The organism is Bradyrhizobium sp. BR 1433, assembly GCF_051547665.1.
In the GTDB taxonomy this organism is placed as follows: Bacteria; Pseudomonadota; Alphaproteobacteria; order Rhizobiales; family Xanthobacteraceae; genus Bradyrhizobium; species Bradyrhizobium australafricanum.
On sequence record NZ_JBPUGG010000001.1, the window covers coordinates 4,391,996 to 4,416,717 of the forward strand.

24 protein-coding genes and 2 pseudogenes are annotated in these 24,722 nt (G+C 66.1%); 12 read left to right on the plus strand and 14 right to left on the minus strand.

What is annotated here, in order from left to right; genetic code table 11:
- Positions 1-184: 184 nt before the first annotated feature.
- The 3 genes from ACSKB9_RS21375 to ACSKB9_RS21385 all read left to right on the plus strand — a co-directional run bounded on the left by ACSKB9_RS21375 (position 185) and on the right by ACSKB9_RS21385 (position 4,122).
- Entirely contained in the window at positions 185-2,050 is a 1,866-nt protein-coding gene (locus ACSKB9_RS21375) for a sigma-54-dependent Fis family transcriptional regulator (RefSeq protein ID WP_438075525.1), read from the plus strand.
- 83 nt (positions 2,051-2,133) lie between these two features.
- The gene (locus tag ACSKB9_RS21380) at positions 2,134-3,153 is read left to right on the plus strand and encodes a hypothetical protein (RefSeq protein ID WP_438075527.1); all 1,020 of its coding nucleotides are present in this window, start codon (positions 2,134-2,136) and stop codon (positions 3,151-3,153) included.
- Positions 3,154-3,717: 564 nt separating this feature from the next.
- Positions 3,718-4,122, plus strand: a complete 405-nt coding sequence (locus ACSKB9_RS21385; RefSeq protein ID WP_438075529.1) for a hypothetical protein — start codon at positions 3,718-3,720, stop codon at positions 4,120-4,122.
- 9 nt (positions 4,123-4,131) lie between these two features.
- Here ACSKB9_RS21385 and ACSKB9_RS21390 read toward each other — a convergent pair whose 3' ends face one another.
- A complete protein-coding gene (locus ACSKB9_RS21390; protein ID WP_431016316.1) occupies positions 4,132-4,887 on the minus strand; it encodes an SDR family oxidoreductase in 756 nt (251 codons plus the stop codon).
- 525 nt (positions 4,888-5,412) lie between these two features.
- Here ACSKB9_RS21390 and ACSKB9_RS21395 point away from each other — a divergent pair.
- Positions 5,413-5,811: a hypothetical protein gene (locus tag ACSKB9_RS21395; RefSeq protein ID WP_438075531.1), complete on the plus strand. Its 399-nt coding sequence runs from the start codon at positions 5,413-5,415 to the stop codon at positions 5,809-5,811.
- Positions 5,812-6,025: 214 nt separating this feature from the next.
- Here ACSKB9_RS21395 and ACSKB9_RS21400 read toward each other — a convergent pair whose 3' ends face one another.
- The 3 genes and pseudogenes from ACSKB9_RS21400 to ACSKB9_RS21410 form a co-directional block, all read right to left on the minus strand.
- Entirely contained in the window at positions 6,026-6,580 is a 555-nt protein-coding gene (locus ACSKB9_RS21400; protein ID WP_016847112.1) for a flavin reductase family protein, read from the minus strand.
- A 109-nt stretch (positions 6,581-6,689) separates the two neighbouring features.
- Positions 6,690-7,790, minus strand: coding sequence for an LLM class flavin-dependent oxidoreductase (locus tag ACSKB9_RS21405; RefSeq protein WP_018269514.1), 1,101 nt, complete (start codon positions 7,788-7,790; stop codon positions 6,690-6,692).
- A gap of 351 nt (positions 7,791-8,141) precedes the next feature.
- A pseudogene (locus ACSKB9_RS21410) lies at positions 8,142-10,488 on the minus strand (mechanosensitive ion channel family protein).
- Between the two features lie 310 nt (positions 10,489-10,798).
- Here ACSKB9_RS21410 and ACSKB9_RS21415 point away from each other — a divergent pair.
- From ACSKB9_RS21415 to ACSKB9_RS21430, 4 genes are all read left to right on the plus strand, one after another.
- Entirely contained in the window at positions 10,799-11,557 is a 759-nt protein-coding gene (locus ACSKB9_RS21415) for an ATP-dependent Clp protease adaptor ClpS (protein ID WP_438075534.1), read from the plus strand.
- Positions 11,460-12,530: an AAA family ATPase gene (locus ACSKB9_RS21420; protein WP_438075536.1), complete on the plus strand. Its 1,071-nt coding sequence runs from the start codon at positions 11,460-11,462 to the stop codon at positions 12,528-12,530. Before ACSKB9_RS21415 ends, ACSKB9_RS21420 begins: the two co-directional genes overlap by 98 nt.
- 67 nt (positions 12,531-12,597) lie before the next feature.
- Positions 12,598-12,921: a type II toxin-antitoxin system RelE/ParE family toxin gene (locus tag ACSKB9_RS21425; protein ID WP_038385591.1), complete on the plus strand. Its 324-nt coding sequence runs from the start codon at positions 12,598-12,600 to the stop codon at positions 12,919-12,921.
- Complete coding sequence (locus ACSKB9_RS21430; RefSeq protein WP_028340429.1) at positions 12,918-13,199, plus strand: helix-turn-helix domain-containing protein; 282 nt, start codon at positions 12,918-12,920, stop codon at positions 13,197-13,199. Before ACSKB9_RS21425 ends, ACSKB9_RS21430 begins: the two co-directional genes overlap by 4 nt.
- Before the next feature lie 33 nt (positions 13,200-13,232).
- On the opposite strand, the gene ACSKB9_RS21435 is transcribed toward ACSKB9_RS21430, so the two are convergent.
- Positions 13,233-15,320 carry a tetratricopeptide repeat protein gene (locus tag ACSKB9_RS21435; protein ID WP_438080328.1) on the minus strand — a complete coding sequence of 696 codons (2,088 nt, stop codon included), beginning with the start codon at positions 15,318-15,320 and terminating at the stop codon, positions 13,233-13,235.
- Between the two features lie 334 nt (positions 15,321-15,654).
- On the opposite strand from ACSKB9_RS21435, the gene ACSKB9_RS21440 reads away from it, so the two are divergent.
- Together ACSKB9_RS21440 and ACSKB9_RS21445 are read left to right on the plus strand one after the other, a co-directional pair.
- On the plus strand, positions 15,655-16,119 hold the full coding sequence (locus ACSKB9_RS21440; protein ID WP_438075539.1) for an Rrf2 family transcriptional regulator: 465 nt from the start codon (positions 15,655-15,657) through the stop codon (positions 16,117-16,119).
- Positions 16,106-16,924, plus strand: a complete 819-nt coding sequence (locus ACSKB9_RS21445; RefSeq protein ID WP_438075541.1) for a class I SAM-dependent methyltransferase — start codon at positions 16,106-16,108, stop codon at positions 16,922-16,924. The genes ACSKB9_RS21440 and ACSKB9_RS21445 overlap by 14 nt, the downstream gene beginning before the upstream one ends.
- A 40-nt stretch (positions 16,925-16,964) precedes the next feature.
- Here ACSKB9_RS21445 and ACSKB9_RS21450 read toward each other — a convergent pair whose 3' ends face one another.
- The 9 genes and pseudogenes from ACSKB9_RS21450 to ACSKB9_RS21490 form a co-directional block, all read right to left on the minus strand.
- Positions 16,965-17,132: a hypothetical protein gene (locus tag ACSKB9_RS21450; protein ID WP_168857300.1), complete on the minus strand. Its 168-nt coding sequence runs from the start codon at positions 17,130-17,132 to the stop codon at positions 16,965-16,967.
- 50 nt (positions 17,133-17,182) lie between these two features.
- A pseudogene (mscL, locus tag ACSKB9_RS21455) lies at positions 17,183-17,601 on the minus strand (large conductance mechanosensitive channel protein MscL).
- Positions 17,602-17,680: 79 nt separating this feature from the next.
- Positions 17,681-17,965, minus strand: coding sequence for a hypothetical protein (locus ACSKB9_RS21460; RefSeq protein WP_253606297.1), 285 nt, complete (start codon positions 17,963-17,965; stop codon positions 17,681-17,683).
- A 77-nt stretch (positions 17,966-18,042) separates the two neighbouring features.
- Complete coding sequence (locus tag ACSKB9_RS21465) at positions 18,043-18,447, minus strand: DUF3597 domain-containing protein (protein WP_176936731.1); 405 nt, start codon at positions 18,445-18,447, stop codon at positions 18,043-18,045.
- 476 nt (positions 18,448-18,923) lie between these two features.
- Positions 18,924-19,424, minus strand: a complete 501-nt coding sequence (locus tag ACSKB9_RS21470) for a GTP-binding protein (RefSeq protein ID WP_057018933.1) — start codon at positions 19,422-19,424, stop codon at positions 18,924-18,926.
- Positions 19,424-20,947, minus strand: a complete 1,524-nt coding sequence (locus ACSKB9_RS21475) for an OmpA family protein (RefSeq protein WP_438075544.1) — start codon at positions 20,945-20,947, stop codon at positions 19,424-19,426. Before ACSKB9_RS21475 ends, ACSKB9_RS21470 begins: the two co-directional genes overlap by 1 nt.
- A gap of 150 nt (positions 20,948-21,097) precedes the next feature.
- Positions 21,098-21,544 (minus strand): hypothetical protein, encoded by a 447-nt coding sequence (locus tag ACSKB9_RS21480; RefSeq protein WP_438075546.1) that lies wholly within the window; start codon positions 21,542-21,544, stop codon positions 21,098-21,100.
- 160 nt (positions 21,545-21,704) lie between these two features.
- Entirely contained in the window at positions 21,705-22,361 is a 657-nt protein-coding gene (locus ACSKB9_RS21485; protein WP_028335911.1) for a response regulator transcription factor, read from the minus strand.
- A 49-nt stretch (positions 22,362-22,410) separates the two neighbouring features.
- Complete coding sequence (locus ACSKB9_RS21490; RefSeq protein WP_438075548.1) at positions 22,411-23,481, minus strand: histidine kinase; 1,071 nt, start codon at positions 23,479-23,481, stop codon at positions 22,411-22,413.
- Between the two features lie 248 nt (positions 23,482-23,729).
- Here ACSKB9_RS21490 and ACSKB9_RS21495 point away from each other — a divergent pair, with 248 nt between their 5' ends.
- Together ACSKB9_RS21495 and ACSKB9_RS21500 are read left to right on the plus strand one after the other, a co-directional pair.
- On the plus strand, positions 23,730-24,044 hold the full coding sequence (locus ACSKB9_RS21495; protein ID WP_253588659.1) for a hypothetical protein: 315 nt from the start codon (positions 23,730-23,732) through the stop codon (positions 24,042-24,044).
- A 223-nt stretch (positions 24,045-24,267) separates the two neighbouring features.
- Positions 24,268-24,720: a MarR family winged helix-turn-helix transcriptional regulator gene (locus ACSKB9_RS21500; protein ID WP_438075550.1), complete on the plus strand. Its 453-nt coding sequence runs from the start codon at positions 24,268-24,270 to the stop codon at positions 24,718-24,720.
- Positions 24,721-24,722: the final 2 nt, after the last annotated feature.

Here is a 24,722-nt window from a genome sequence, read left to right on the forward strand (position 1 = left end):
CGGGATGGGGGTCAGCCGCAGGCGACGCTGCAAGCCGAGAGAGCAGATCCCACCCGCTTTGCTCTGCCGAGCAAACCGACCTCCCCTTGCAAGGGGAAGTTAGAGTCCCGCGACCCCGTCGGCCAATTGACATTCGGCCGCGGACTGCCAGACTTCGCGGAAAATTCGGGGTGGAGACCTCTGGATGGCCAATCTTTCGGCCTCAAATCACGTCGCCCGTGTTTTGTCGGCGGCCAACCAGGTGGCCGGCGTCGACACCGAGACGCGGATTGCCGCGTCCTGGCGGCGCTGCCTGGTCAATCACAACCTCGATCCGGCCCGGCGCGGGCCGCCGCAGACGCTGACCGAGGCCGAGGTCCGGCACATCGCCGAGCCGATGGAGGATTTGATCCAGGTCGCGATCCCGGAACTGGAAGACCTCGCCCGCGTGCTCCACGACTCCGGCTACTGCGTCAATCTCGCCGATCCCAACGCCACCATGCTGGTGAGCCGGCTGCCCGACGGCGACTACGCGCGGATGTTCCTGGAGTGGAAGATCTACACCGGCTCGAACTTCGCCGAGACGTTCGAGGGCACCAACGGGCTCGGCACCGCGCTCGCCGAGCAGCGGCCGATCCTGGTGCATGGCGACGAGCATTTCCGCGAGCAGTGGCACATGTTCACCTGCGCGGTGTCGCCGCTGTTCGATCATGCCGGGCGCCTCGCCGGCGCCGTCAACATCACCTCGTGCCGCAGCGATCTCGGCCGCAGCGCGCATGAACTGGCGCTCGCCGTCACCACGGAGGCGACGCGACGGATCGAGCAGTCGTTCTTCCGCCGACGCTACCGCGCCTCCTGGATCGCGATGCTGCCCGGCGACGTGCACGGCATGCTGGCCTATGACGACGACCGCCGTGTCGTCGGCGCCTGCCGCACCGCGCGCGCGGCGTTCGGGCTGACCGATGCGATGATCGACGACGGCATCGACCTGTCGCATCTCATTCAACTGGACGATCGCGCGACCCGTGCCGCGGACGAGCAGGTCGCGCTGCGTCGCGCCGACGGCACGCCGTGGGGCCGCGGCCATCTGGCGCCGCCGGTGCGGGCGCGTTCGCCGCGTCCACCATCCACACCGCCGCGCGAAAAGCCGGCCGGACAGTTTTCCGGCCTGCACCGGCTGGCGGGCCGCGATCCCGTGCTGATCAAGGGCGTGAAGCGGCTGATGACGGTCGGCAATCTCGATCTGCCGATCCTGCTGCATGGCGAGACCGGCGCCGGCAAGGACGTGTTCGCGCGCGCCATCCATGCCGCGAGCAACCGCGCCGGCCGCAACTATGTCGCGCTGAACTGCGCGGCGATGCCGGAGAGCCTGATCGATGCCGAGCTGTTCGGCTACGAGGCCGGCGCCTTCACCGGCGCGCGGCGCGAGGGATCGAAGGGGCTGATCGTGCAGGCCTCTGGCGGCACGCTGTTCCTCGACGAGATCGGCGACATGCCACTTTCGCTGCAAACCCGGCTGCTGCGCGTGCTGGAAAACCGCGAGGTCTGGCCGCTCGGCGCGTTGAAGCCTGTCGCGGTCGACATCCGCCTGATCAGCGCCACGCACCGTGATCTGGCGCGGATGGCCGAGGACGGCAGCTTCCGCTCCGATCTGTATTACCGGCTGCGCGGCATGGAGATCCGCCTGCCCGCGTTGCGCGAGCGCGCCGACCGCAAGGACGTCATCACGCAGATCGCCGACGAGGAAGCGCCGCACTGCCGCATCGCGGCCGACGCCTGGGCGCAGCTGATGGCCTATCCGTTCCCCGGTAACATGCGCCAGCTTCGCCACGTGCTGCGGCTCGCCGGCGCCACCGCGGAGCACGGCGTCATCACCGAGGCCGATCTCGATCTGCCGCCGTTCAGCGCATGCAGTGCGGAGGCCGATCACACCGCGAGCGAGCGCGCCGCGATCGTCGATGCATTGCGCGCCAATGACGGAAGAGTGACGGACGCGGCCAAGGCGCTCGGGTTCAGCCGCGCGACGTTGTACCGGAAGATCAAGGCGTTAAGGATCGCGCTGGACAGCTAGACCAGAACGGCCCCTGCTGTTCCGGCGGTGCGGGAAAGGTGATATCGTACGGTTTTCGCCTTCAACGCCACGGAGCGGGTCCCATGACACGGTTTCCCCTCGCTGTGGTCGTTGGCCTCATTGCCGCGACCATTTCGCAGCCTGCCGCCTCGGATTCTACCGAACAACGATTGGGCAAAGTCCATTTCGTGACATCCTGTAAGCCTGAAGCGCAGGAGCTGTTCGATCGCGCCATGCTGTATCAGCATTCGTTCTGGTACAGCGCGTCGCGGCGCACCTTCGAGGAGGCGCTGGAGGCCGACCCGCAATGCGCCATCGCCTATTGGGGCATCGCGCTCAGCTATCTCTACAATCCGCACGCGCCGCCGCCGCCGGAAAACCTTCCGCTCGGCCTTGAAGCTGCGAAAAACGGCCAGGCGCTAAATGCCGGCACCCCGCGCGAGCGCGAATACATCGATGCGATCGCGGCGATGTATGTCGACTACGACAAGGTCGATCACCGCACCCGCGTGCAGCAATTCCTCGCCGCCGAAGAGCAGGTCGCGATGCACTATGCCGACGATGACGAGGCGCAGATCGCCTATGCGATCACGCTCAACGTCGCGGCCTCGCCGGGCGACAAGACCTACGCCAACCAGCTGAAGGGCGCGGCGCTGCTCGAACCGATCTTCAAGCGCCAGCCCGAGCACCCCGGTATTGCCCACTATCTGATCCATCTCTACGACTACCCGGCACTCGCGGCAAAGGGCCTCCCCGCGGCGATGCGCTATGCCAAGATCGCCGAACACGCGCCGCATGCCCAGCACATGCCGTCGCACATCTTCACGCGCGTCGGCTACTGGAAGGAGTCGATCGCCTCGAACAAGGAATCCGCCGCGCATCGCCAGGGAAGACGGCGAGCAGCAGGACCAGGCGCACGCGATGGACTATCTGGTCTATGCCTATCTCCAGCTCGGCCAGGACAAGGAGGCGCGTGCGGTGATCGACGAGCTCGGCAAGCTCCAGTTCAAGCTCGACCGGTTCGCAGGCCCCTTCGCGGTGGCGGCAAGCCAGGCCCGCTATGTCTTCGAACGCGGCGACTGGAAGGGTGCCGCCGCGCTTGAAGTGCATCCGACCAAATACGCCTATGCCGATGCCATCACCTATTTCGCCCGCGCGGTCGGCGCCGCGCGCTCCGGTGACCCCGCCGCCGCCAAAGCCGATGTCGCCAAGCTGGTCGAGTTGCGCGACAAGTTGAAGGACGCCAAGGACGCCTACTGGTCCAACATCGTCGACATCCAGCAGCAGATCGCGAGCGCCTGGGTGCTGTACGCGGAAGGTAAATACGACGATGCGCTCAGCGCGATGAATGCCGCCGCGGAGGCGGAAGACAAGACCGAGAAACATCCCGTCACCCCGGGACCGCTGGCGCCGGCGCGCGAGCTCTACGCGGCGATGCTGCTCGATCGCGGCATGGCCAGGGAGGCGCTCGCCGCCTATGAAGCCGTGCTCAAGAAGGAGCCCAACCGGCTGGCGACTTATCTCGGCATGATCAAGAGCGCCAAGGCGGCCGGCGATCAGGCCAAGATCCGAGAATGCGCTGATCAGATTGCCCGGCTCACCGCGGATGCCGATCTGTCGCGGCCGGAGCTGATCGAATTGCGCCAGACGACCGGAAGCAAGCTGTGATGCCACGGGCGACATGCCGCAACGGTGGAGCGGCGCTGCTCGGCGCCGTTGCGCTATCGCTTTGCCATACCCTGCCGCTTGGCGCGATGGAGATCCTCGGCCAGGCCGGCGTGCTCGGCGAATGGGAGCTGACCGGACATCTCACCGAAAGCGCGCCGGGCGCGCCGAGGCAGTTCTCCGGACCGCTCAAGATGAAGCATGTGGGCATCTGCACGCAAGACGGGCCGGACGAACGCGCCGGAGAAATCAAGCTGCAAATCACGGGCGCGGATTCGCAGGTCACCGCCGAGCTGGTGCTGGACGGCGCGCCCTGCACCTACAGCGCCCGCAAGACTCGCAACTACGAAGGCACGCTGTCCTGCGAAGGACGCGCGCCCGTCCCACTGCTGGTGTGGCTCAAATAGCCGATACCGTCAGGCCGCCGGCCGCGCGCGGCGCAGCCATTCGTTCAGATCGATGCGGCCGAGGCGCGCCTCGCCGAGCGGCACCAGCGAGTGTTGCTCGACCCGTCCGCCCCAGTAAAGCGCGTCAGGGTCTTTGACCACCTCGCGCGGGTCGCCTTTTGCCTTCAGGTAGCGGGCCACGATCTCGTTGAACGGCGCGCGGTCGGGACCTGCGATCTCGACGATGCCGTTGCGCGGCGGCTCGAGCGCGATATCGGCGACGAGCGCGGACACGTCCTCCGCCGCGATCGGCTGGAACAGGCCGGGCGAGAGCCTGACGGTGTTTCCAACCGCGCCCGCATCGGCGATCGCGCCGACGAATTCCATGAACTGGGTCGCGCGGATGATGGTGTAGGGAATCCCGGACGCCTCGATCAGCTTCTCCTGCGCCACCTTGGCGCGGAAGTAACCGTTCTCGGGCGTCCGGTCGGTGCCGACGATCGACAGCGCGACATGGTGCCTGACGCCGGCCGGCTTCTCCGCCGCCAGCAGGTTGCGGCCGGAGGTCTCGAAGAACTCCATCACGGCCTTGTTCTCGAACGAGGGCGAATTGGCGAGATCGATCACCACGGCCGCGCCGGCCAGCGCCTCCTTCAGCCCCTCGCCGGTGATGGCGTTGATGCCGTTCTTCGGCGAGGCGGCGACGACGTCATGGCCGCGCTGGCGCAGAATAGCTGTGGTCCTGGAGCCGATCAGTCCGGTACCGCCGATCACAACGATCTTCATGGTGATACTCCTTGTCGGTGACGAGGTTCCTTGAGACATGCTTGCCGGATCGTCATGGGTACGTCGATCCGCAGCAACTTCGATAGTTGCCGCGCGCGGTCGCCTACGGCAGCGGGGAGAAGGATTGGTGAGTTGGCGCTACCTCCTCGATCGCTCTCCCGCACGCAACCATACTATAGCATGCCACGGCTGTTCTGATGTCGCGGAACCTGTCATCCGATGCGTCGTCTGACGAGCATGAGACGTTGGTGGCTACGCTTGCTGAACCTCTTACCGTCACGTAGACTAATGCGTGCGTTCCAGCCAGCGTGCTGGGGTACCGAAAGCTTCGGCCGCTGCCGGGATATCACCGCGGGCTCTCTTTCGTGCTGCAACGCAAATGCTGGGCATGACGTATAGCCCGCTGTGCACTCCTTGATTTGATTTCAGCAAACGCAGGAGGAGTCTATGCGGAATTTTATCACCTTTTTCGTTTCCAGCGCGGCAATCGTCGTTGCGGCATCGACCGCCGTAGCGGGTGAGAAAGTGCTCGAGTTCAAGCTCGTCACCAAGCCTGTCGACGTCAAGGTCATCGAGGCAGCAAACGTCGAGGGACAGACGGTCGTTTCCGGCAAGTTCTTTGGTGTCGCCGTCTTCAGTGACGGCCATATCGGGGTGAAGGAGTTCGTCCATTCAGGAGACATGCTGAAGGGCTCGGGCTCCTATTACGGTTACAGCACCTACACGTTCGAGGAAGGCGCGATCACGGCGCGTTACACCGGCGCGATCAAGGACGGAAAATCAAACGGCGAATATACGATCCTCTCGGGCACGGGCGCCTATGCGAATGCAACGGGCACAGGAACGATCGAAAGCGCGCCGAACCCCTTCAAGGGGGTCAATCTTCTGAACATCAAACTGGTCGTGAGAACGCCGGGGTCATAGCAGCGCAGCGTCCCGCAGGATCACAGCAAGGACAGCGACGCCTCGCACGGCGTTGGCCCGGCCAGCTGTCGCTTGGCCGGGCCGAAGCCATCAAACGCGGCGCAAGACGGGTCGTCAGCATTGCGCCCTCGAGGCGACGCAGCCCGACAGCTCTCAAACGATTGAGAGCGGATTGGGCGCCTGGGCCCGTCCGCCTTGCAGATGTCAGTGCGTTTCAGGAAAACTCGTTCCAGCTCACACGCCGCGCGTCAAGGTCGCCGAGCTCGACCGGATCATGGATGTTGCGCACGCTCTGGAAGCCGGAGCGCAGATAGATCAGCGGGTCGACTGTGGTCGCGGCGCGGACGTGCTGGACCTCGCCGATGAAGATCGAATGGGTCTTGGTCTCGAGCTCCTGCGCCAGCACGCAGTCGAACGCCGCGACGGCATCCTCCAGCACCGGGGCGCCGGTGGCGCCGGTGGTCCAGCGCCCAAACGCAAAACGGTCGTCGCCGTTGACGCCCTTCTGGCCGGAGAAGGTCAGGGCCAGCAGCGCGTGGTCCTCGTTCAGGAAGTTGATGACGAAATGGCGCTCCTCGCGGATGCGCTGATGCGCGCTGGCGTTACGGTTAACGCAGACCAGCACCGAGGGCGGATTGTCCGACAGCGAGCAGGCCGAGGTCACGGTCAGGCCGGTGCGCTGCCCGGTCTCGGAGCCGACCGTCACCAGCGCGACGGCGCCCGCGCAATGGCGCATCGCCTGCTTGAAACTCTGTGCGTCGACCGTCATGCCGCAAACCCTGTTTGAGCGTGATCCGCCGGATCATGCTTCGGTAAAAACACTTCGTTCAAGATATGCGAGGCGGGGTGCGAGGCAAGCCCCGCACCCCGCGCAGCTGTCATGCAGCCTTCTCGAACTCGGCTCCGAGATGCTTGAGCCGCGGCATCACCTCGTTCTTGAGCAGGTCCAGCGAGTGCCGCCAGGCTTCCGGCTTGTGCTTGTAATCGAAGCCGAACACACAGAGGACGCCGAAGCCGCCGACCTCCCGGTAGATCTTCTCGATCTTCTCGGTGACCGTCGCGGGCGAGCCGACGATCCAATTCCGGCGCGCGCAATATTCGACGGTGACGTCGCTGTCGGGCACGTCGGGCGCGTGCTTCAGATAGTCCTTGAAGCCGAAATGGCCGAGCAGCGGCAGGAAGTACTCGCTCATCATCCGGCCCATCATGTCGCCGGTCGACAGCTTCCACGCCTCCTCGTCGGTATCAGCCACGAACACCTCGCGCACCAGCCGCCAGTCCTTGCGGCTCGGCTTGCGGCCGGTCTTGGCCGCGCCGGCCTCGACCGAATCCCAGTGGCTGCCGACATAGGCCGGGTTGAGGTTGAGGCTCATCGGGATGAAGCCGCGCTCGCCGGCGAGCTTCAAGGTGTCCGAATTCTTCGACAGGCCGGCGACGCCGATCGGCGGATGCGGCCCCTGCAACGGCTTGATGTGCGGCTTGAGGAAGTCGAACATCGTGTCCGGCTTGCTCACTGTCCAGTACTTGCCCTTGTGCGTCCAGGGTCCCGGCTCGGACCACATCTTCAGGATGATCTCGAGCGCCTCGCGGGTCATGTCGCGGTTCTGGCCCGACATGCCGTCGACATTGAACATCGCCCAGTCGCTGGGCAGGCCCGAGGCCGCGACGCCGAAGTTGAGGCGCCCGTTCGAGAGATGATCGAGCATCGCAACGCGGTTCGCGAGCTCGGCGGGATGATGATACGGCAGCAGGAAGCCGCCGGGCCCGATGCGCAGATTCTTGGTCTGCAGCAGCGCCTGCGCCACCAGCAGGTCGGGCGACGGGTGCGGCTCCCAGGGTGCGGTGTGATGCTCGCCGATCCAGGCTTCCTGGTAGCCGAGCTCGTCGAGCCAGCGCAGCGTCTGCAGGTCCCAGTCGTGGCCCTCCTTCAATCCGCACTCCGGCGGGTGCGAGGGCATGGTGAAGTATCCAAGCTCCATGTGCGTTTCCTTCCTTCGCGTTGGGTTCAGTCGTGCAATGCGTCTTGCCGCGCATTGCATGACGATCAGCAAGCGCTGTGCCAGCGGAGGAAGTCGCAGGGAATGGGTGAGAACGGCCGGATTTCGGCCGGCTGCGCGCCGGTCAGCGGGCTTGGCAAGGCTGGCGGCGTCTCACCGTCGCGAGACGTGTCGCAACCATGAGACGCGCCGGCAAGCATTCCCGCTGGTTGGCTCGGGCTGCCTTCGCACACACGGAAGCAGACACTCTCGCGGAGACTCCCTCTCACCCGAATTCGAGCTTCGCTCGAATTCGACCTCTCCCCGCAAGCGGGGCGAGGTGAAGCGCACAGATTACCCCGCCGCGCGGCGCGGCTGGGCGTTCGTATCGGGCTCGGTGGGTGGGGGAAGCTGCATCAGGATGGTCTGGCCCATCGAGGCGATCTCGATGCCCTCCTCCTGGAAGCGCCGCTTCATGCGGCGGTTGAACTCGCGCTGCACCGCCCAGCGGCCGCTATCGGTGCAGCGGATCTGGCCGACGATGGTCACGACGGAGCCGTCGACCTTGTCGACGCCCCACAATTCGAGGTCACCTCGGATGAATGCGCGATACGCCGTCTCCTGACGCATCCCTGCGACGATGTCCTTCAGCACCTCGCCGGCGCGGTCGGTGTCCTCCTTGTAGGACACGTTGACGCTGACCGCGGCATTGCCGGCGCCGCGGCTGGAGTTGGTGATCGTCGTCACCGCGCTGAACGGCACCACATGCACCGAGCCGTCGCCGGCGCGCAGCCGCATGGTGCGGATCGAGACGTTCTCGACCACGCCCGAAAGGCCCGACACCGTGACGTTGTCGCCGACCTGCACGGTGTTCTCGATCAGGAGGAACAGCCCGGTGATGAGATCCTGCACCAGCTTCTGCGATCCGAAGCCGATCGCGATGCCGACGATGCCGGCGCCGGCGAGCAACGGCGCGACATTGACGCCGATCTCGCTGAGCGCGGTGAGGCCGACCACCGCGACGATCATGCAGAACAGCGCGGTGCGCAGCATCGGCTGGAAGGTGCGCAGGCGCGCGGCACGGGCGTAATGTCCCTCGCGCGACAGCGTGTCGATCTGCCGGTCCATCAGCGCATTGGCGACTTCCCAGATCACGGCCGCGGCCAGCGCGGCAATGCCGATCGTCACCAGCGCCGAGATCAGGCGGCTTCCGATCTGGCCGCCATAGAACCAGACGATGGCATCGACGCCCCAGACCTCGAGCAGCGCGACGAAGCCAATGAAGGCGATCACCGCCGTGACCACCTTGCGCAGCAGCGGCAGATAGCGGTTGGCGCGGGTCTCGAGTTCCTGGGAAGCGCTGGATCAACTCCGGGCTGATGCGGAAGCCGCGATCGATCAGGCTCAGCACCACCATGGTGACGAGGCGGGTAACCAGCAGCACCGCGACAGTGCCGACGAAATATTGCAGCAGCAGCGAATAGCCGTTGCGGATGTTGAGCGCCCACACTGCCCACAGCGCGAGGTCGAGCGCGATCGCCAGCACATGCCAGAGCGCCGCGAGACGGTTGCGCGTTCGCGCCGCAAGCCCGGTGCGATCGGCCGGCGCGCGGATGGCGTCGGCGACCTGGCGGCGGCACTGCAGGATGATGACGACGACGAACAGATGCACGACCAGCATCACGAGCCGGATCAGCGCGGCATAGCCGGCGCGATGCAGCCCGAGCAGCAGCGCGACATTGGCAAAGGCGATGCCCGAGACGCCGACGGCGACGATGCGCCGGGCCCAGATCTCGATATAGGCCGCGGTCTCGGCACGGACGCGGAACAGGCCGAACGGCCCTGCCAGCGCGCGCACCGCGCAAATCAGGACGCGCGAGAACACATAGGCGTTGACGACGGCAAGGATCACGAGCCGCGTGGTCGATTGATCGCCGATCTCGGTGCCGAGCAGCGCGGTGGCGATGCCGCCGAACACGACGACCGGCAGCAATTCGAGCAGCAGTCGGCCGAGCACGAAGGGCAGCCGGACCAGCGACTGCCAGGCCCGCGCCAGACTGAGCCGGCGCCGCTGCAACTCGGGCGCCGGCGTGACGTCGGCGACCGACGACGGCGGATCGACGCTGGCGAGCGTCTGTACCGGCACGCGCGCGGTCTGCGGCAGCCGCGCTTCCAGGAACGCGACGGGCCGCTTGATGAAGTAGAACACCACCCATTCGACGGCCAGCGCGCAGCCGAACACCAGCGCCAGCTTCCAGGCGATATCGATCAAGAGGCCATAGGCGGCCGGATCGTTGGCGGTGCGCACGAACCAGTAGTAGAACGCCGGGAAATGCGTCAGTGTGCGCGCGACGTCGGCGACCTCGCGCGACATCTCGCCGACCTGCTCGGACACCATCAGCAACAGCTGTGCGCCGAGGCTGTCGGCGGTGAGCGGGATCGGCGAATGCTGCTCCGGCGCAGGCGCCGGCTGTGCCGCCGCTTGCGGCGAGGCATTGGCGATGGCGCGCAGCGTGTTGATGATCTCGCCGCGCTTCTTGTCGTCCTGCAGCGTGTCGAGTGCACGTTTCGCCTGCTCGGGCGTCAGCGCGTCGCCGGTAGCGGGTTGCGGCAGCGCCGGCTTGGCGGCCGGCTGCGCGAGCGCGGGAGAGACGAACAAAGTGAAGACGAGAAGCAGCGCAAGGCGAAGTTTGTGCGACACGAGGGCCTCATAAAATAACTGCGCGACCGCAAACCCTTGGGAGGAATCTGCTCTCGCGCTCGCGCCATGTCGGATACTCCTTTTCGCCCCGATGGTGTGTCGGAAGTTTGCCGCTGTGACGGCCATCTCTTGGCATTTGCCGCAACACAATCGTCACAGGCGTTGAGCCGCGTTTACACTTCCAGTGCGCGTTCCCGGCCGGCTCACTACACGTCAGGGGTGAGACTGCAGAATCTTTCGCTTGACGCACAGGAGCCGCCGTGATGTTCTTACTTTGTTCTTTTGTTCCCAATTGCGTTTCGGGGGTTTCATGCACGACGTTTTTGCCGAGAACGGTCCGGTCAGGCTCTTCATCCATGATGACGACGAGACACCGATAGAATTCATGCGCAACCTGCTGCGCACGGTATTCGGCAAGTCCCGGAAAGAGGCTGTTGCCGTCACCGCGCGAATCGAGGCCCAGAACGGATTCGCATGCGGCCCCTATCCCGCGACGGTGGCCAAGGCACTGCTGGAGTCCGCCCAACAGCTGATCCGCAACAACGGGCATCCATTGCTGATCACCGCATCGGCCGCCGACGCGGCCCGGCCGTGCGATCTCTGTGGCGCGCTGGAGCCCGTCACCGACGTGTTTCTCATCCGCCGGACAGTCTGCCTGTGCGGCAACTGCCTGATCGCCGCGCGGGCAAGCTCGGAAAATCTACCGAGCGAGGAGTTCAGATATGCCTTCATGGCGCTCGATTGGCATTTTGCCGGGACGCCGCGCAATCAGATCATGACCCGGTCGCGACAATTTCCCGGTCACATGCGAGCGGACGTTCAGATCGCGATCGACAGGTTGTTCGATGTGCCGATCCATTTCTTCGGCATTCATGAGCAACACCGCTATGAGACCCTCGCGATTGCCTCGCTGATGGAGAACAGCCGCAACGCGCCGCCGATCGCGCCGCCGCAGTATCACGACGTCGACGTTGGCGAGCCTGAAGTCGGTGAAATGCCTGACCAATGGCTTGTGGCTATGCCAAACCGGAGAGCTGCGCTACGCGGTGCTGCTCAGCTACCATCGTGATTATCAGACCGAGCCGGGCTTGCGGATCGAGCTCGCGGTGCCCGCAGGCGTCGCCGGAAACGCCTTGGTGCAGCGAACCTTTGCCGAGTTGGAAGCGGCCGTGCACGCGGCACGATCCTATCGCGGCAAGATCCTGTCGCTGGAGGATGCCGCCGACTATCGCGGCCGCGCGCGCGGCGTGACCGTGCATCGCCTGCCGACGGTCGCGCGCGATGACGTGATCCTGCCGGACCGGACGCTGCGGCTGCTCGATCGCAACGTGCTCGGCTTTGTCGAGACCCGCGATCGGCTGCGCGGGCTCGGCCAGTCGACCCGCAAGGGCATCCTGCTCTACGGCCCGCCCGGCACCGGCAAGACCCACACCATTCGCTATCTCGCCACCAACCTGCCGGATCACACCACGCTGATCATCACCGCCGAGCAGGTCGGGCTGCTCGGCGCCTATATGAACCTCGCGCGGCTGCTGCAGCCCACCATGGTCGTGATCGAGGACGTCGACCTGATCGCACGCGACCGCGAGGACATGGGCGGACCGTGCGAGGAATCGCTGCTCAACAAGCTGCTCAACGAGATGGACGGCCTGAAGGAGGATTGCGACATCCTGTTCGTGCTGACCTCCAACCGGCCCGAAGAGCTCGAGAGCGCGCTGGCCGGCCGGCCCGGCCGCATCGACCAGGCGATCGAGGTGCCGCTGCCCGACGAGACCGGACGCGGCAAGCTGATCCGGCTCTACGGCAAGGGCCTGCCGCTGGAGCAGCCCGTCATCGACGACGCCGTGCGACGCACCGAAGGCGTCAGCGCTGCCTTCATCAAGGAGCTGATGCGCCGTCTCGCCCAGGCCAGCATCGTCAAGGACGGCGGCCGTGAGGTCACCTCCTCCGACGTCGACAGCGCGGTGAACGAAATGCTGTTCGACGGCGGCCGGCTCAACGCCAAGCTGCTTGGCGGCGCGCAGGGGATGAGTGTGGGGTGATCAGAATGGCTGCGCTTCCCGGCCGATTTACTGCTTCTCTCTATCTCAAAAATGAGATATCCTCACGATGTCCTGGAGCGTCGAAATCCTCAACGAGGTCGTCGTGGAAGAGATCGCGGCGCTGCCAGCCGATATGCAGGCGCGTTTCATCCGCCTTTCGGAGCGCATTGCTGCCGCTGGGCTCGAAAGTCTGGGCGAACCGCATGTGAAGCATTTGGTCGGCAAACTTTGGGAGTTGCGATTGACCGGGCGCGATGGAATCGCAAGGGCACTCTATGTGACGGCCTTCGGCCGGCGCGTTGTGATCGTCCGCGCGTTCGTGAAGAAGTCCCAAAAGACGCCACCGAGTGAGATCGAGTTAGCGCTGCGGCGAGCAAAGGAAGTCACATGACTGTACCGTTCGAAAAGCTCAAGGCGCGCCTGTTGGCCAATCCGAAGGTCCGGGCGGAATACGATGCGCTCGCGCCTGAGTTCGAAATCGCTGCCGAGTTGCTCAGGGCGCGTCAGCGCGCGGGACTGTCGCAATCCGAGCTGGCGGCCAAGATGGGCACCAGCCAATCAACCATCGCCCGCCTCGAAAGCGGCCAGACGCTTCCAAGCACCAAGACCTTGCTGCGATTTGCCAAGGCGACCGGCAGCAAGTTCCAGATCCGGCTCTCGGCGGCATGACGCTCTGCCAAGGCCGAGGGCGCAGTTGGCCGATCAACCCGTCGCTCTCGGCAGCAGCAGTGCACGCTCGCCGGCCGCAACGCGCGCAAGCTCTTCCGACACGCACGCCAGCACGCGGTCCCAGGCCTGCGGCTTGCCCTGGCGGAACAGCCGCATGGTCGGATACCAGGGCGTGTCGGCGCGATCGCGCAGCCAGCGCCAGTCGAGCGCATAGGGACACAGCATCCAGACCGGGCGGCCGAGCGCGCCGGCGAGATGCGCCACCGAGGTGTCGACGGCGATGACGAGATCGAGCGCGCAGACGGCCGCCGCGGTGTCGGCGAAATCGCCGAGCGTCGGCGCGAGGTCGATGATGTCGGCGCCAAGGCCCCGCAGCACCGGAGCATCGTCCGGCCGCGGCTCCTTCTGCAGGCTGTACAGCTGCACGCCCGATGTGACCAGCCGCGGCAGCACGGCGTCCGCCGGCAGCGAGCGCTGGCGGTCGCCCTTGTGCCTGGGATTGCCGGCCCAGACCACGCCGACCTTCAGCGCGGTCACGCCGGCGAGCGCCTCGCGCCAGCGCGCGAGCTTGCCGGCATCCGCCCGCAGATAGGATATCGGTGCGGGAATGGTCTCGACGGTGGTGCGGAAGATCCGCGGCAGACTGAGCAGCGGCAGTTGCAGATCGAACGGCGGCAGCGGCTCGCCGCGCGCGAACACCGCGACATCAGGCAGCATCGGCCGCAGCAGCGCGACCAGCGCCGGCTGCACCTGCAGAATGATCCGGCCGCCCCTGCCCGCCAGCATCGGCACGTAGCGGACGAAATTGATGGCGTCGCCGAGTCCATATTCGGCAAACAGCAGCAGCGTGCGTCCGGCGAGCAGCTCGCCCTGCCATTCCGGCTCGTCGAACACGGGATCGCCGTCGCTGAGCATCCTGGTCTTGCGGCGCCACTGATACTCCTCAAAACCCTCCTCGAACTCGCCGTTCATCAGGAGGAAATGCGCGTGATTGTAGTGCGCGAGCGGCTGCTCGGGATCGAGTGCAATCGCCCGGCGCGACGCGACGAGCGCCGCATCGATCTCGCCGGCATTGCGCAGCGCGACCGCGAGGTTGGCGTGACCCTTGGCATAGAGCGGCTCGAGCTCGATGGCGCGCCGATGCGCGGCGACCGCGGCCTCGACCAGGTTCTGCGCCTCGAAGATGATCCCGAGATTGGTGTGCGCGGCGGCGTAGTCCGGCTTCAGCACCAGCGCGAGCTCGGCGCAGGCGATGGCGTCGTCGAGCTGTCCGAGCTCGAACAGGCAGGCGCCGAGATTGTTGAGGATGACGTGATCGGATGGGTCGCGGGCCGAGACCTGCCGATAGATGCGGACAGCCTCCGCGCGCTCGCCCGCCTCGTGCAGCACCATCGCCAGCAGGCGCTGCGGCGCGATGTTGCCGGGATCGAGCGCGATCGCGCGGCGATAGTGCAGGATTGCGTCCTCGAGCAAGCCCTGGCGGTAGAGCGCCGCGCCAAGGCCGCAATGCAGCCCGGCATTGTCGGGATCCGCGGCAAGTCCGCGGCGATAGGCCGTGGCGGCCGCTTCGTGCCTTTTCTGATCGCTCAGCACATTGCCGAGGTTGAGCCAGACGCCGCGATAAACCGGATCGCGCGCGATCACCTCGCGATAGGCCTGCTCCGCCTCGACCGGTCGCTGCTGCCCGGCCAGCGCGACGGCGAGGTTGAACCGCGCCCGCGTCAGGCCACCATCGAGCGCAATCGCGCGCCGGAACGCGGCCTCGGCCTCGTCGAAGCGCGACAGATCACACAGCGCAACGCCGAGCTTGATGTACAGGCCGGCATCCTGCGGCCGCAGCGTCACGCCGCGCTCGAACGCCGCCACCGCGCCCTCGTGCTCGCCCTTCACGGCGAGCGCATCGCCGAGGGTGGCGAAGGCCGGTGCATGGTCCGGATCGAGGTTGAACACCCGGTTGAGCAATACCGCGCCTTCCGCGGCACGATCGGTCACGAAGGCGATGACGGCGGACAGATGCAACGCCGGAACATGGTCGGGATCGGCGGTGAGGATGTCGCCGCACAGCGTGCCGGCCTCCGCCGCGCGGCCCGCGCCACAATGCGCCACCGCATCCCGCAACATCCGATCGACCGCCACGCTGCCCACGATACCGCCCCTGCCAAAGACCCCGATGCGGATTAAACGGGCGCCGCCGCGAAATCCGGCACGCTATTCCAGATTGAAGAATCACAACCGGGCGCAGGCTGGTCTTCTCCTTCCCCCTGAAAGGGGGAAGGTCGGGATGGGGGTCAGCCGCGGACGACGCTGCAAGTGGAGAGAGCTGATCCCCACCCGCTTTGCTCTGGCGAGCAAAGCGACCTCCCCTTTCAAGGGGAGGTAAGAGGGCGACCAGGAGCGGTAATGTCCGCCATCGCCGGTCTTGACGGCCGCCACATCATGTAACATATGAAGTTACATGATCCGCGATAGCCGCCTGTCCAGCGTCCTGCATGGCCTGCTCCACATGATCGGAGCCGGCGAGCCGGTCACGTCGGAGCAACTTGCGCAGGCGATGGCCACCAACCCGGTGGTGGTGCGCCGTGTGATGGCGGGGCTGCGCGAGCAGGGTCTGGTGCATTCGGAGAAGGGCCATGGCGGCGGCTGGACGCTGGCGCGCGATCCCGCCGACATCACGCTCGCGGACATCTATCGCGCGGTCGGCGCGCCCACGATCATCGCGATGGGCCATCGCTCGGAAAATCCCGGCTGCCTGGTCGAACAGGCCGTCAACGACGCGCTCGGAGACACGTTTCGCGAGGTCGAGGCGCTGTTCCTGAAGCGGCTCGGCGCGGTGACGCTCGAAGCGCTCGCGAAGGATTTCAAGCGCCGGCTCGCCAAACGCAAGCAAAATCTCGAGGACCAGATTCATGCAGTCAAGTGAGCAGGCGAAACCTCTGCCGTACAACGATCCCGCGCACTGGGACAAAATGGTCGCCGCCTATGGGGCGCAGTCGCAGCCGTTCACGACATTGTTCGCCGACGCCGCGGTCGCAACGCTTCCGATCGACCCGTCATCCAGGGTGATCGACGTCGCCACCGGCACGGGCGCCGCGGCACTTGCCGCCGCCCGCACCGGCGCTGACGTCACCGCGGTCGACTTTTCCGCCGGCATGGTGGCACGGGTCCGTGCGCATGGGCTTCCAAATATCGAGGCGCGCCAGATGGACGGCCAGGCGCTCGACCTGCCGGATGCCGCCTTCGATGCGGCGGTGTCGGTGTTCGGCGTGATGCTGTTTCCGGACTGGCGCACCGGCCTCAGCGAGATGGCGCGGGTGACGCGACCGGGCGGATCGGCGGCGATTGCGGTCTGGAAGAGCGCCGATGGCGCCGCCGTGCATCTCCTGCTCTCGCAGATCATCCGGCGGCTCTATCCCGACAATGTCACGCCGATGCCGTGCACGGGCCTCGCCGAGCTCGCCGACCCAGGCCGCCTCGCCGCTGCGCTCATCGCCGCCGGCTTCTCCGATCCGGCGATTGCCGAGGTCACCCACGACTTCAAACTCAATGTCGCCAATCCCGCCGACGTCGACAAATTGTTCGAGTTCATGCCGCATTGGAGCGGGCTCGATGCAGACCAGAGCGCCGCAGTCGCGCGCGCCTTCCGCGCCGAGATCGAGCGCAGGCGGGTCGGCGACAGCTTCGCGATTCCGTCGACCGCGCTGATCGCGACGGCCCGGCGGGCTTGACCGAAACAGCCGCGATCCGGTCATGCGAGGTCATGGCCGCCTAGCGCTTGTCGTCGTCCGGCTTTTCTTCATCGCTCGGCGGCTGCAGGCCGGGACTGTTGGCCCAGCGATCGAGCTCCTCGATGACCCGCCGGTGGCTCGGCCGTAGCGGCTCTGCACCGCCGGGCTCTTGCGACAATTTTCGGGGCAGCTTGACCTGATCTGGCATGGCTAGGCTCCAGAGCTGGGGGCTGTACGCAGGGACACAAGCGCCGCTCGTTACGCGCGCGACTTGAGGAGATCGCGAATCTCGGTGAGCAGCTCCTGATCCTTGGTCGGCTTCGGCGGTTCGGCCGGCGCCGCGGGCGCTTCGCGCTTGAGCTGGTTCATGAGGCGGACCACGATGAACAGCACGAAGGCGACGATCAGGAAGTTGAGCGTCAGCGTCAGGAAGTTGCCCAGGCCAGCACGGCGCCCTGCTTCTTGGCATCGGCCAGGTTGGTCGCCGTCACCGATTTCGACAGCGCGGTGAAATGGTTGGAGAAGTCGAGCCCGCCGCTGACCGCGCCGATGATCGGCATGATGACATCGGCCACCATCGACGAGACGATCGCGCCGAATGCCGCGCCGATGATCACGCCGACGGCGAGATCGACGACGTTGCCCTTCATGGCGAATTCCCTGAATTCCTTCAGCATGTGATCTCCTGTTTTCCAAATGAATGCCGTGGCACGGCCCGGCGACCGGGTCGCCGACCGCTCCAAGGGGGGCGAAGGATTATTTGCGATCGGCCGGCTTCGCGGGTGCCGCGACCGGCTGCGCAGGCGCGGCCTGCTCCCACGGCGCCGGCAGGATGACCCGCGCCGGCGGCGGGTTCTGCGTGGCGCGCTGCACATTCGCATTTTCCGGCCGCGGTTCGTCGCCGGAATAATCCGCGCGGGCGATGGCGATATCGATGCCGAGCGCCAGCGCGACGGATCCGAGTGCCGCGCCGACCAATACGGCGGACCGCACCACACCAGCGCGCGGCCTGTTCAGGATGGCAGGATGAGATGAGGTCATCGCAACTGCTCCTCACGCAATACATATCGTTCGGAGCCGTGCGGGCGCGAGCGCCGCGCACGGCTCGAGGCGGGACGTCAGGTCTTGATGTCGTCCGGCAGCTTGCCGCCATTGGCGGCGAGCTTGGCCATCACCTGCTGATGCAGCCAGACATTCATGGTGGCGGTGTTGCTGGTATCGCCGGTGTAGTGCAGCTCCTTCGCGAGCTCCTTGCGCGCCGCGAGGCTGCTGTCGAGGCCGAGCGCCTTCATCAGGTCGACGATCGAGCTGCGCCAGTCGAGCTTCTCGCCGGTCGCCGCGGCCGCCTTGTCGACGATCGCGGCGACGTCGACGGTTTGTGCCGCCGCCGTGCCGGGCGCAGCAGATGCAGACGTCGACGTCGATGGCGCTGCGCCGGGCGCAGCCGTCGTTGTGCTCTCAGCGGTTTTGGCCTGGGCGCCGTGGCCGAAGATTGCACCCATGATGCTTCCAAAAATGCTCATGATCTCTCGCTCCGTGCGCCCGAGACACCGTTCGTCCCGTGGCTGTTTCCAGTGACGGGGCGGACGATAGGCAGGCCATTGGCCGAGCGGAAGATGACCATCGTCACTATCGGAGCGTGGGACGGCGTGGTGCTGTCGGCGGGAAAAGCGTGCGGCTTTCTGCGGCCGCGCGAGAGCCTTTCATCGTACGCCCCACGTGCGATGAAGTCAGCCGTCCCGGCCCGATTCGCCAGCCCCGAGAAGTCGGGGCGGCTGACACAGACATGCGTTCGGTATCGCGAGCCAGCCTAGCGCTCAGGATCACCTCGCCCCGCGTGCGGGGAGAGGTCGCAACGCATCGACAGATGCGTTGCGGGTGAGGGGGAGTCTCCGCAAACGCCGCTATCACCGTATTTGTGGAGACGGCCCCTCACCCCCAACCCTGTCCCCGTAAGAACTTGGAGAGAGGGTGCAGCGTCATCGCGATCCTATTCGAGCTAGAGCTGGCGGCGGCGGATGGTCTGGGCGAGTTCGACAAAGCTCTCGGCAATGCCGACGCCGGTCTTGGCGCTGACCGATTTGACGCTCGACTTCGCAAGCCCGGCAATCGCGCCCGCGCTGCCCGCGGCTTCCGGCAGGTCGATCTTGTTCAGCAGCGCCCGGTAGGGCCGGCCCGGGAAGCGCTCCTCGAAGCCGCGGACCAGTTCCACCATGCGGGTCACCGTCTGCGGCCGCGTGACGTCGGACACGATGATGGCGGCGGATGCGCCGGTGACATAGACCGTGTCGAAGATCTGCGTGCCGAAATCGCCGTCGGTGTCCCACAGCACGAGGCGCATCGGATCGCTGCCATCCGCCGGCGCCACGTCGTGGCTCAGGATCTCGACGCCCAGCGTCGATTTGTACTGGCCCTCGAACCGGTTGTAGATCAGCCGATAGAGGATCGACGTCTTGCCGACCCCCATATCGCCGAGCAGCATGACTTTCGCGGTGAGCATCAGCGGGCCACTTCGCCTCGATAGACCGTCTCGAACGCCACGCGGCGGTTGCCGCCGACGGTGGCGTCGACCCGGTCGGTGATCGGCATCGTCGCCGCGCGCGAAACCAAAATCAGCCGCGACGGATCGACCCCGAGCGCGGTCAGCCTGCGCTGGACCTGCTCGGCCCGCTTGCGCGCCAGCGTCCGGTTGGTGCCTTCCGTGCCGCTCTGATCGGCATAGCCGACGATCCGCAGCCTGAGATCGTTGTTCGCCATTAGTCCCGCGAGCTCGCGCAGCTGCTGCTCGGCCTGGTCGCTGTCGAGGACTTCGTCTGAATTGTTCGCGAAGAAGATCACGGTGGTGGCGATGAAGCGGTCGAGCCGCGCTGCCGGACCGTCGGCGACGGCTTGCAGCTTCGAATATTGCTCGGCCAATTTGGCATACTGCTCGCCGAGCCTGTCATATTGCTCGGTCAGGGCGGCATATTTCTGGTCGCCCGACTTCGCCTGCGCACCGATCGCCTCGCGCATCTGGTCGAGGCTCGCCTGCAGCCGCGTCAGGCTCTGCTGCAGGCCCGCGATGCCGGCCTGCGATGCCGCGATTTGCTCGGGTGCGGACACCAGACCGATGTGGTTGACGATCTTGTACGGCGCCGCGGCCGCGGCGAGCGCATCGATCAACGGCGCGGTTTCCAGCTGGCTCGGCTCGATGCCTGAAACGGCCACGCTTCGGCTGCCGTGATCGAAGTCGAGCCGCAGCGGGAACGAGGCCAGCAACGGCTGCTTTGCGGCGAGCTGTTCCAGCGCCGCCTGGGTCCGCCGCTCCAACAGGCCGCGCGTCACCGATGTCGCGGCAAGCCAGAGCAGCAGCGCGGCCAATGCCGCGAGCAAGGCGAAAAGGATCACCTTGCCGCGCCGGCTCGCGATCCGCCGCGGCGTATCGTCGGTCTCGATCGCGGCTGCCAGCGACGCCAGCATCGGCCCGTCGCAATCCGCACCGCGGTCGATGCGCTCGATCGCGTCGAAGAACAACGAGTTGATCCTGGCGTTGTCGGCGGGCCGCAGCGGTCCCAGGCACTCCGCCGCCAGGATGAAGCGGGGCGAGGCGCGCAGCGCGAGCTGCCGTCCGCCGAAATCGAGCGTCTGCAGATTGCCTTCGCCGGCGAGCGCCTGCACCGAGAACTCCAGGATCGCCGCGACCATCGCGCTGAGCAGGTCGGCGCGTTCGTCGGCGGTCGCATCGCGCTTCCAGTCCGCGATCAGGCGGCCATTGCCGCGTTCGATGATCAGGAGCCGGTTGATCTGCGGCGGCTGATCGGCGAGCACGAATTCGCTGATCGGGCGTCCCGTCACCAGCGACTTGACGCGGCCGACCCACAATTGCGCCGAGGTCAACGCATTGATGCGCTGCTCGAGCGAGGCAACCAGCTCCCTGAACGAATTCGCCACCGCGGCGCTGACCAGCCGGCCGACGATCGGATAGAGCGCCTCGATCATCTGCTCGCGCGAGTTCTTGATCTCGCTGCGGATCGCAGAGACCACGACCGGCGCAATCGCGCTGGCGAGCTCGCGCGGCCGGTTGACCTCGGCACGCTCCAGCGCCTCGACCAGGATGCCCGCGGTTGCCGTCTCCAGGCGGTCGGCGTTGCCGACATAGCGCTGCAGCGAGTTCGAGGTCGGCCTCCAGCGACGTCAGGCGCGTCGCCTCGGGCTGAAACAGCAATGTCTTGAGCTGCTCGATCTCGCGGTTCTGGCCGGCAGCAGCTGCCATGCTATTTGCCCGTGCGGCCGGATCCCAATCCGCTGATGACCGAGCCGAGCTGGGTGATCGCCGCGCCGACATCCTTCAGCGAGTTCGAGCCGCTTCTGCTCGGTATCCCGCTCGAGGTCGGAGAGCCGCGCAGAAAGCGCGGTGAGCTCGTTAGTGAAGTCCGCCTGCATCTGCTTGAGCGATGCCTGCATCTCCTCGCGCAGACCCGAGAGGTTGGTCTCGAGCGAACGTTGCGCGCCGCCGAACAGCAGGTCGCGAACCTGATCGATCGCCGCCATGCCATGCGCCGCCGGATCCACGCCGTTGCCGGCCGCCGCAGCGTCCGCCGGTCCGTCCGTACCTTTGGTCTGGCGCTCGATACCCTTCATGGTCATTTCCCGCTTACTCATAGCCGCACAATCCGGACCTGCGGTGTCAAAAAGCAAATCCGAAACAAACCTATAGCCAATTTTGCGGGCGCGGCCCAGAGAAAGGCGAGCAATCTCAGCCGGATCAACCGCGTGGTTGTGCGATCGCGGCCAATTATTTCTAGTAAGTTATTGCCTTTATTGCGAGTTCTGTACGGTTCTTGACCTGGCATTTCTCCAGAATCGTGCTGACATAGTTCTTCACGGTTCCTTCGGCCAAATGCAGCTGCTCGCCGATCTCGGTGTTGCTCTTGCCCTCGACGATCAGCGTAAGAATTTCATTCTCCCGCGCCGTCAGCCCGTCGCGAACCGGCAGCTTCGCCGAGACGCGCGGGCCGCGCAGCCGCTTGAACTCGTCGAGGATGCGCGCGGCGACGCCGGGCGAAAGCCCGGACTGACCGTTGATGACCGCGCGGATCGTCGAGGCGATCTCCTCCATCCTGGCGTCCTTCAAGAGATACGCCTTGGCGCCTGCGCTCACCGCCTCGAAGATCAGGTCGTTGGTCTCGAACGTCGTCAGCACCACGATATGGGTCTGCGGCAATTCGCGGAGAATCCGCTGGGTCGCGGCGATGCCGTCGACCCGCGGCATCTGCAGGTCCATCAGGATGACATCCGGCCGATAGCGCCGCGCGAATTCGATGGCCTGCTCGCCGTCGGCCGCGCCGGGAAGGATCTCGAAATCGTCGTTCTGCTGGGCGAGCAGCGTGGCGATACCTTCCCTGATCAGCGTCTGATCCTCGGCGATCAGCACCCGTATCTTCTCAATTCTGCTCACGGGCTTTCCGTCATCCTCTCGAAAACGCGTTGCATGCGCGGCAACGAATTCAATCGGCCAGCACACCGGCAGACGCCGCCGGCGGCACCGCCACGGGGAGCGAGATCCGGACCAGCGTTCCCTGCCCGGGCGCGCTCTCCACCGCGCAGCTGCCGCCGACAAGTTCAGCAAATTCGGCCATGCCAATCAATCCGAAATGTCCTGGCGTCGGGACCGCGAGATCGAAGCCGCGGCCGTCATCGCGGATCTCGACAATCAGCTTGCGGCCGACCGCGGCCGGTTCGTCGAAGGCGTGAAAGAAGACGCGGCGCGCCCGCGCATGCGTCTGAACATTGCGCAGTGCCTCGCTGAGGATGCGCTGAACCGTCAGGCCGCAATCGCGCAGGCCGGAGCGCGCCGCTTCGTCGATCTGGATCGACACCCTGACACCGCTGCGCGCGGCGAAGTCGCTGAGCAGCCCCTCGACATCGGGATCAAGCTTCAGATCGTCGGGCGTGCGCAGGCGGTCGATGGCTTCGCGGGCGCGGTTCAGGCCGCTCGCGGCCGCATCTTCAGCGGTTGCGAGGCTGTCCGCCACACGGGCGGGATCGGCCGACGAATAATGCCGGATCAGCCGGATCTGGGTCAGCAGCGCCACGATCGAGTGCACCAGCGTATCGTGCAGATCGCGCGCCAGCCGCAGCCGCGTCCGCGCCAGCGAGGCAAAGCGCACCTCCGCGCTCGCCGCCTCGAGCTGCTGCTCCATCAGGCGCCGGGCGCGGCGCTCGCTGCCGAGCAGCGTTTCGACCTGACGGCCGGCAAAATCCGGCATGGCGATGACGAAGTAATGCGATCCCGCGCCGTTCCACAGCACGACCGCCGTCATCGGTTGCGTGATGTCAGGCGACGCGCCACGCACACCTGCCAGCGCGATCATGTCCCGCTGGCCTCCGGCAAGCGCCGCCAACTCGGCTTCCATGCCGACCAGCAACACACACTCGCAGCAATCGACGCCGGTTGCCGGAAGCCACTCGACCAGCCGGCCGATCTTCCGCTGCATACTTCGATCGGCGCCGATGACGGCGAGACCGATGACGTCGGCTTCTGCGGCCGCAAGCAAATCCGCGCTCAGATCGATCATGCGTTGCCCATCAGCTCAGCGAGCAGCCCACTCTGGCGTAAGCCGGCAGCGGTCGCAAACGGATCTGACTTTCGTCACAACCGGTCCTGACCTTCGTCAGATGCCGCCGCTGCTCGAAATGCGGTTCTGTCTCACGAATGAGCAACAGCGCAAGCCATGATGTGCCACATGCCGGCGTCCATGGCGATGCCGGCCGGGCGCCGGGCCTCGCGAAAGGTCGCGCCAGTCGGCCGGAATGTGAGCTGACAATGAAGGGCGCACCACGGAAACCGTCGGGCATCGAGCTGCGCATGCTGGCGGAAGCAAGCAAACCCGCGCGGCGCCGTCGCCTGAGCGCGACCCAGAAGGAGGCGTTGCAGGAAGCGCTCGCCGGCCGCCTGCAGCTCTATCCGCGCGGATATGCCGCGAGCAAGACGGGGCCGTTCCACTCCCGACGCGCCATTCTCGGACTGGTGCGCGCCGGCCTGATGAGCCTCAGCGCGACGGCGCGCTATGCGGCCGTGACCAGGCGCGCGCGCGAGATGTACGAGGCCGCGGCAAGCAGCGACGCTGCGCCCGAGTAAGCGCGCGCCATTGCGCTGAGGCGCTCAAAGCCCTCACCGTCCATTTCATTTCTTCGCAGAGGCTTGGCCAGCGTACCATGCGCGCGGACGCTCTCGCGTGACGCGCCGAATTCCGGCTGCGAATAGCGTCAAACCAGCCGGCTGGCTGCAGCAGGACACGTATGCAGATAAACTGCGAAGATAATCTTTACAGTTTACCTTCATATACGCTATCCGATCCGGCATGAGCAATGTACCAGCCCGCCCCGGCTCGGCGCGCACATCCGCGCTGGCCGAAGATCTTCGCCTGTTGATTGGAAGGCTGAAGCGGCGGCTTCGCGAGCAGGGTCAGCGCGAGGACCTCCCGCCTTCCCAGGTCGCGGTGCTGCTTCGCCTCGAAAAGGACGGCCCCGCGACCGTGTCCAGCCTGGCGCGATCGGAGGGCATGCGTCCGCAGTCGATGAGCTCGGCGATATCGGCGCTCGAGGCTGCGGGCCTGGTCCGCGGCGCGCCGGATCCGGACGACGGCCGGCAGACCATCATATCGCTCACCGATAGCTGCCGCGAGCGGCTGCGCACCGGCCGCGCCGCGCGGCAGGACTGGCTGTCGCGCACCATCGCCGCGCGGCTGTCGGCGCGGGAGCAGGATGAACTCGCCGCCGCCGTCGGCTTGCTGAAGCGGCTGGTCGAGGATTGAGG

Excerpts from the sequence above, each read along its gene's own strand:
- ACSKB9_RS21405 (WP_018269514.1), bottom strand. The coding sequence starts at position 7,790 with ATGGAGCTTGGATACTTCACCATGCCCTCGCACCCGCCGGAGTGCGGA.
- ACSKB9_RS21450 (WP_168857300.1), bottom strand. The coding sequence starts at position 17,132 with ATGCCAGATCAGGTCAAGCTGCCCCGAAAATTGTCGCAAGAGCCCGGC.
- ACSKB9_RS21490 (WP_438075548.1), bottom strand. The coding sequence starts at position 23,481 with ATGATCGATCTGAGCGCGGATTTGCTTGCGGCCGCAGAAGCCGACGTC.
- ACSKB9_RS21385 (WP_438075529.1), top strand. The coding sequence starts at position 3,718 with ATGCCACGGGCGACATGCCGCAACGGTGGAGCGGCGCTGCTCGGCGCC.
- ACSKB9_RS21445 (WP_438075541.1), top strand. The coding sequence starts at position 16,106 with ATGCAGTCAAGTGAGCAGGCGAAACCTCTGCCGTACAACGATCCCGCG.
- ACSKB9_RS21480 (WP_438075546.1), bottom strand. The coding sequence starts at position 21,544 with ATGAAGGGTATCGAGCGCCAGACCAAAGGTACGGACGGACCGGCGGAC.
- ACSKB9_RS21495 (WP_253588659.1), top strand. The coding sequence starts at position 23,730 with ATGAAGGGCGCACCACGGAAACCGTCGGGCATCGAGCTGCGCATGCTG.
- ACSKB9_RS21390 (WP_431016316.1), bottom strand. The coding sequence starts at position 4,887 with ATGAAGATCGTTGTGATCGGCGGTACCGGACTGATCGGCTCCAGGACC.
- ACSKB9_RS21380 (WP_438075527.1), top strand. The coding sequence starts at position 2,134 with ATGACACGGTTTCCCCTCGCTGTGGTCGTTGGCCTCATTGCCGCGACC.
- ACSKB9_RS21465 (WP_176936731.1), bottom strand. The coding sequence starts at position 18,447 with ATGAGCATTTTTGGAAGCATCATGGGTGCAATCTTCGGCCACGGCGCC.
- ACSKB9_RS21500 (WP_438075550.1), top strand. The coding sequence starts at position 24,268 with ATGAGCAATGTACCAGCCCGCCCCGGCTCGGCGCGCACATCCGCGCTG.
- ACSKB9_RS21435 (WP_438080328.1), bottom strand. The coding sequence starts at position 15,320 with ATGTTGCGGGATGCGGTGGCGCATTGTGGCGCGGGCCGCGCGGCGGAG.
- ACSKB9_RS21460 (WP_253606297.1), bottom strand. The coding sequence starts at position 17,965 with ATGACCTCATCTCATCCTGCCATCCTGAACAGGCCGCGCGCTGGTGTG.
- ACSKB9_RS21375 (WP_438075525.1), top strand. The coding sequence starts at position 185 with ATGGCCAATCTTTCGGCCTCAAATCACGTCGCCCGTGTTTTGTCGGCG.
- ACSKB9_RS21470 (WP_057018933.1), bottom strand. The coding sequence starts at position 19,424 with ATGCTCACCGCGAAAGTCATGCTGCTCGGCGATATGGGGGTCGGCAAG.
- ACSKB9_RS21415 (WP_438075534.1), top strand. The coding sequence starts at position 10,799 with ATGCACGACGTTTTTGCCGAGAACGGTCCGGTCAGGCTCTTCATCCAT.
- ACSKB9_RS21430 (WP_028340429.1), top strand. The coding sequence starts at position 12,918 with ATGACTGTACCGTTCGAAAAGCTCAAGGCGCGCCTGTTGGCCAATCCG.
- ACSKB9_RS21440 (WP_438075539.1), top strand. The coding sequence starts at position 15,655 with ATGATCCGCGATAGCCGCCTGTCCAGCGTCCTGCATGGCCTGCTCCAC.
- ACSKB9_RS21400 (WP_016847112.1), bottom strand. The coding sequence starts at position 6,580 with ATGACGGTCGACGCACAGAGTTTCAAGCAGGCGATGCGCCATTGCGCG.
- ACSKB9_RS21425 (WP_038385591.1), top strand. The coding sequence starts at position 12,598 with ATGTCCTGGAGCGTCGAAATCCTCAACGAGGTCGTCGTGGAAGAGATC.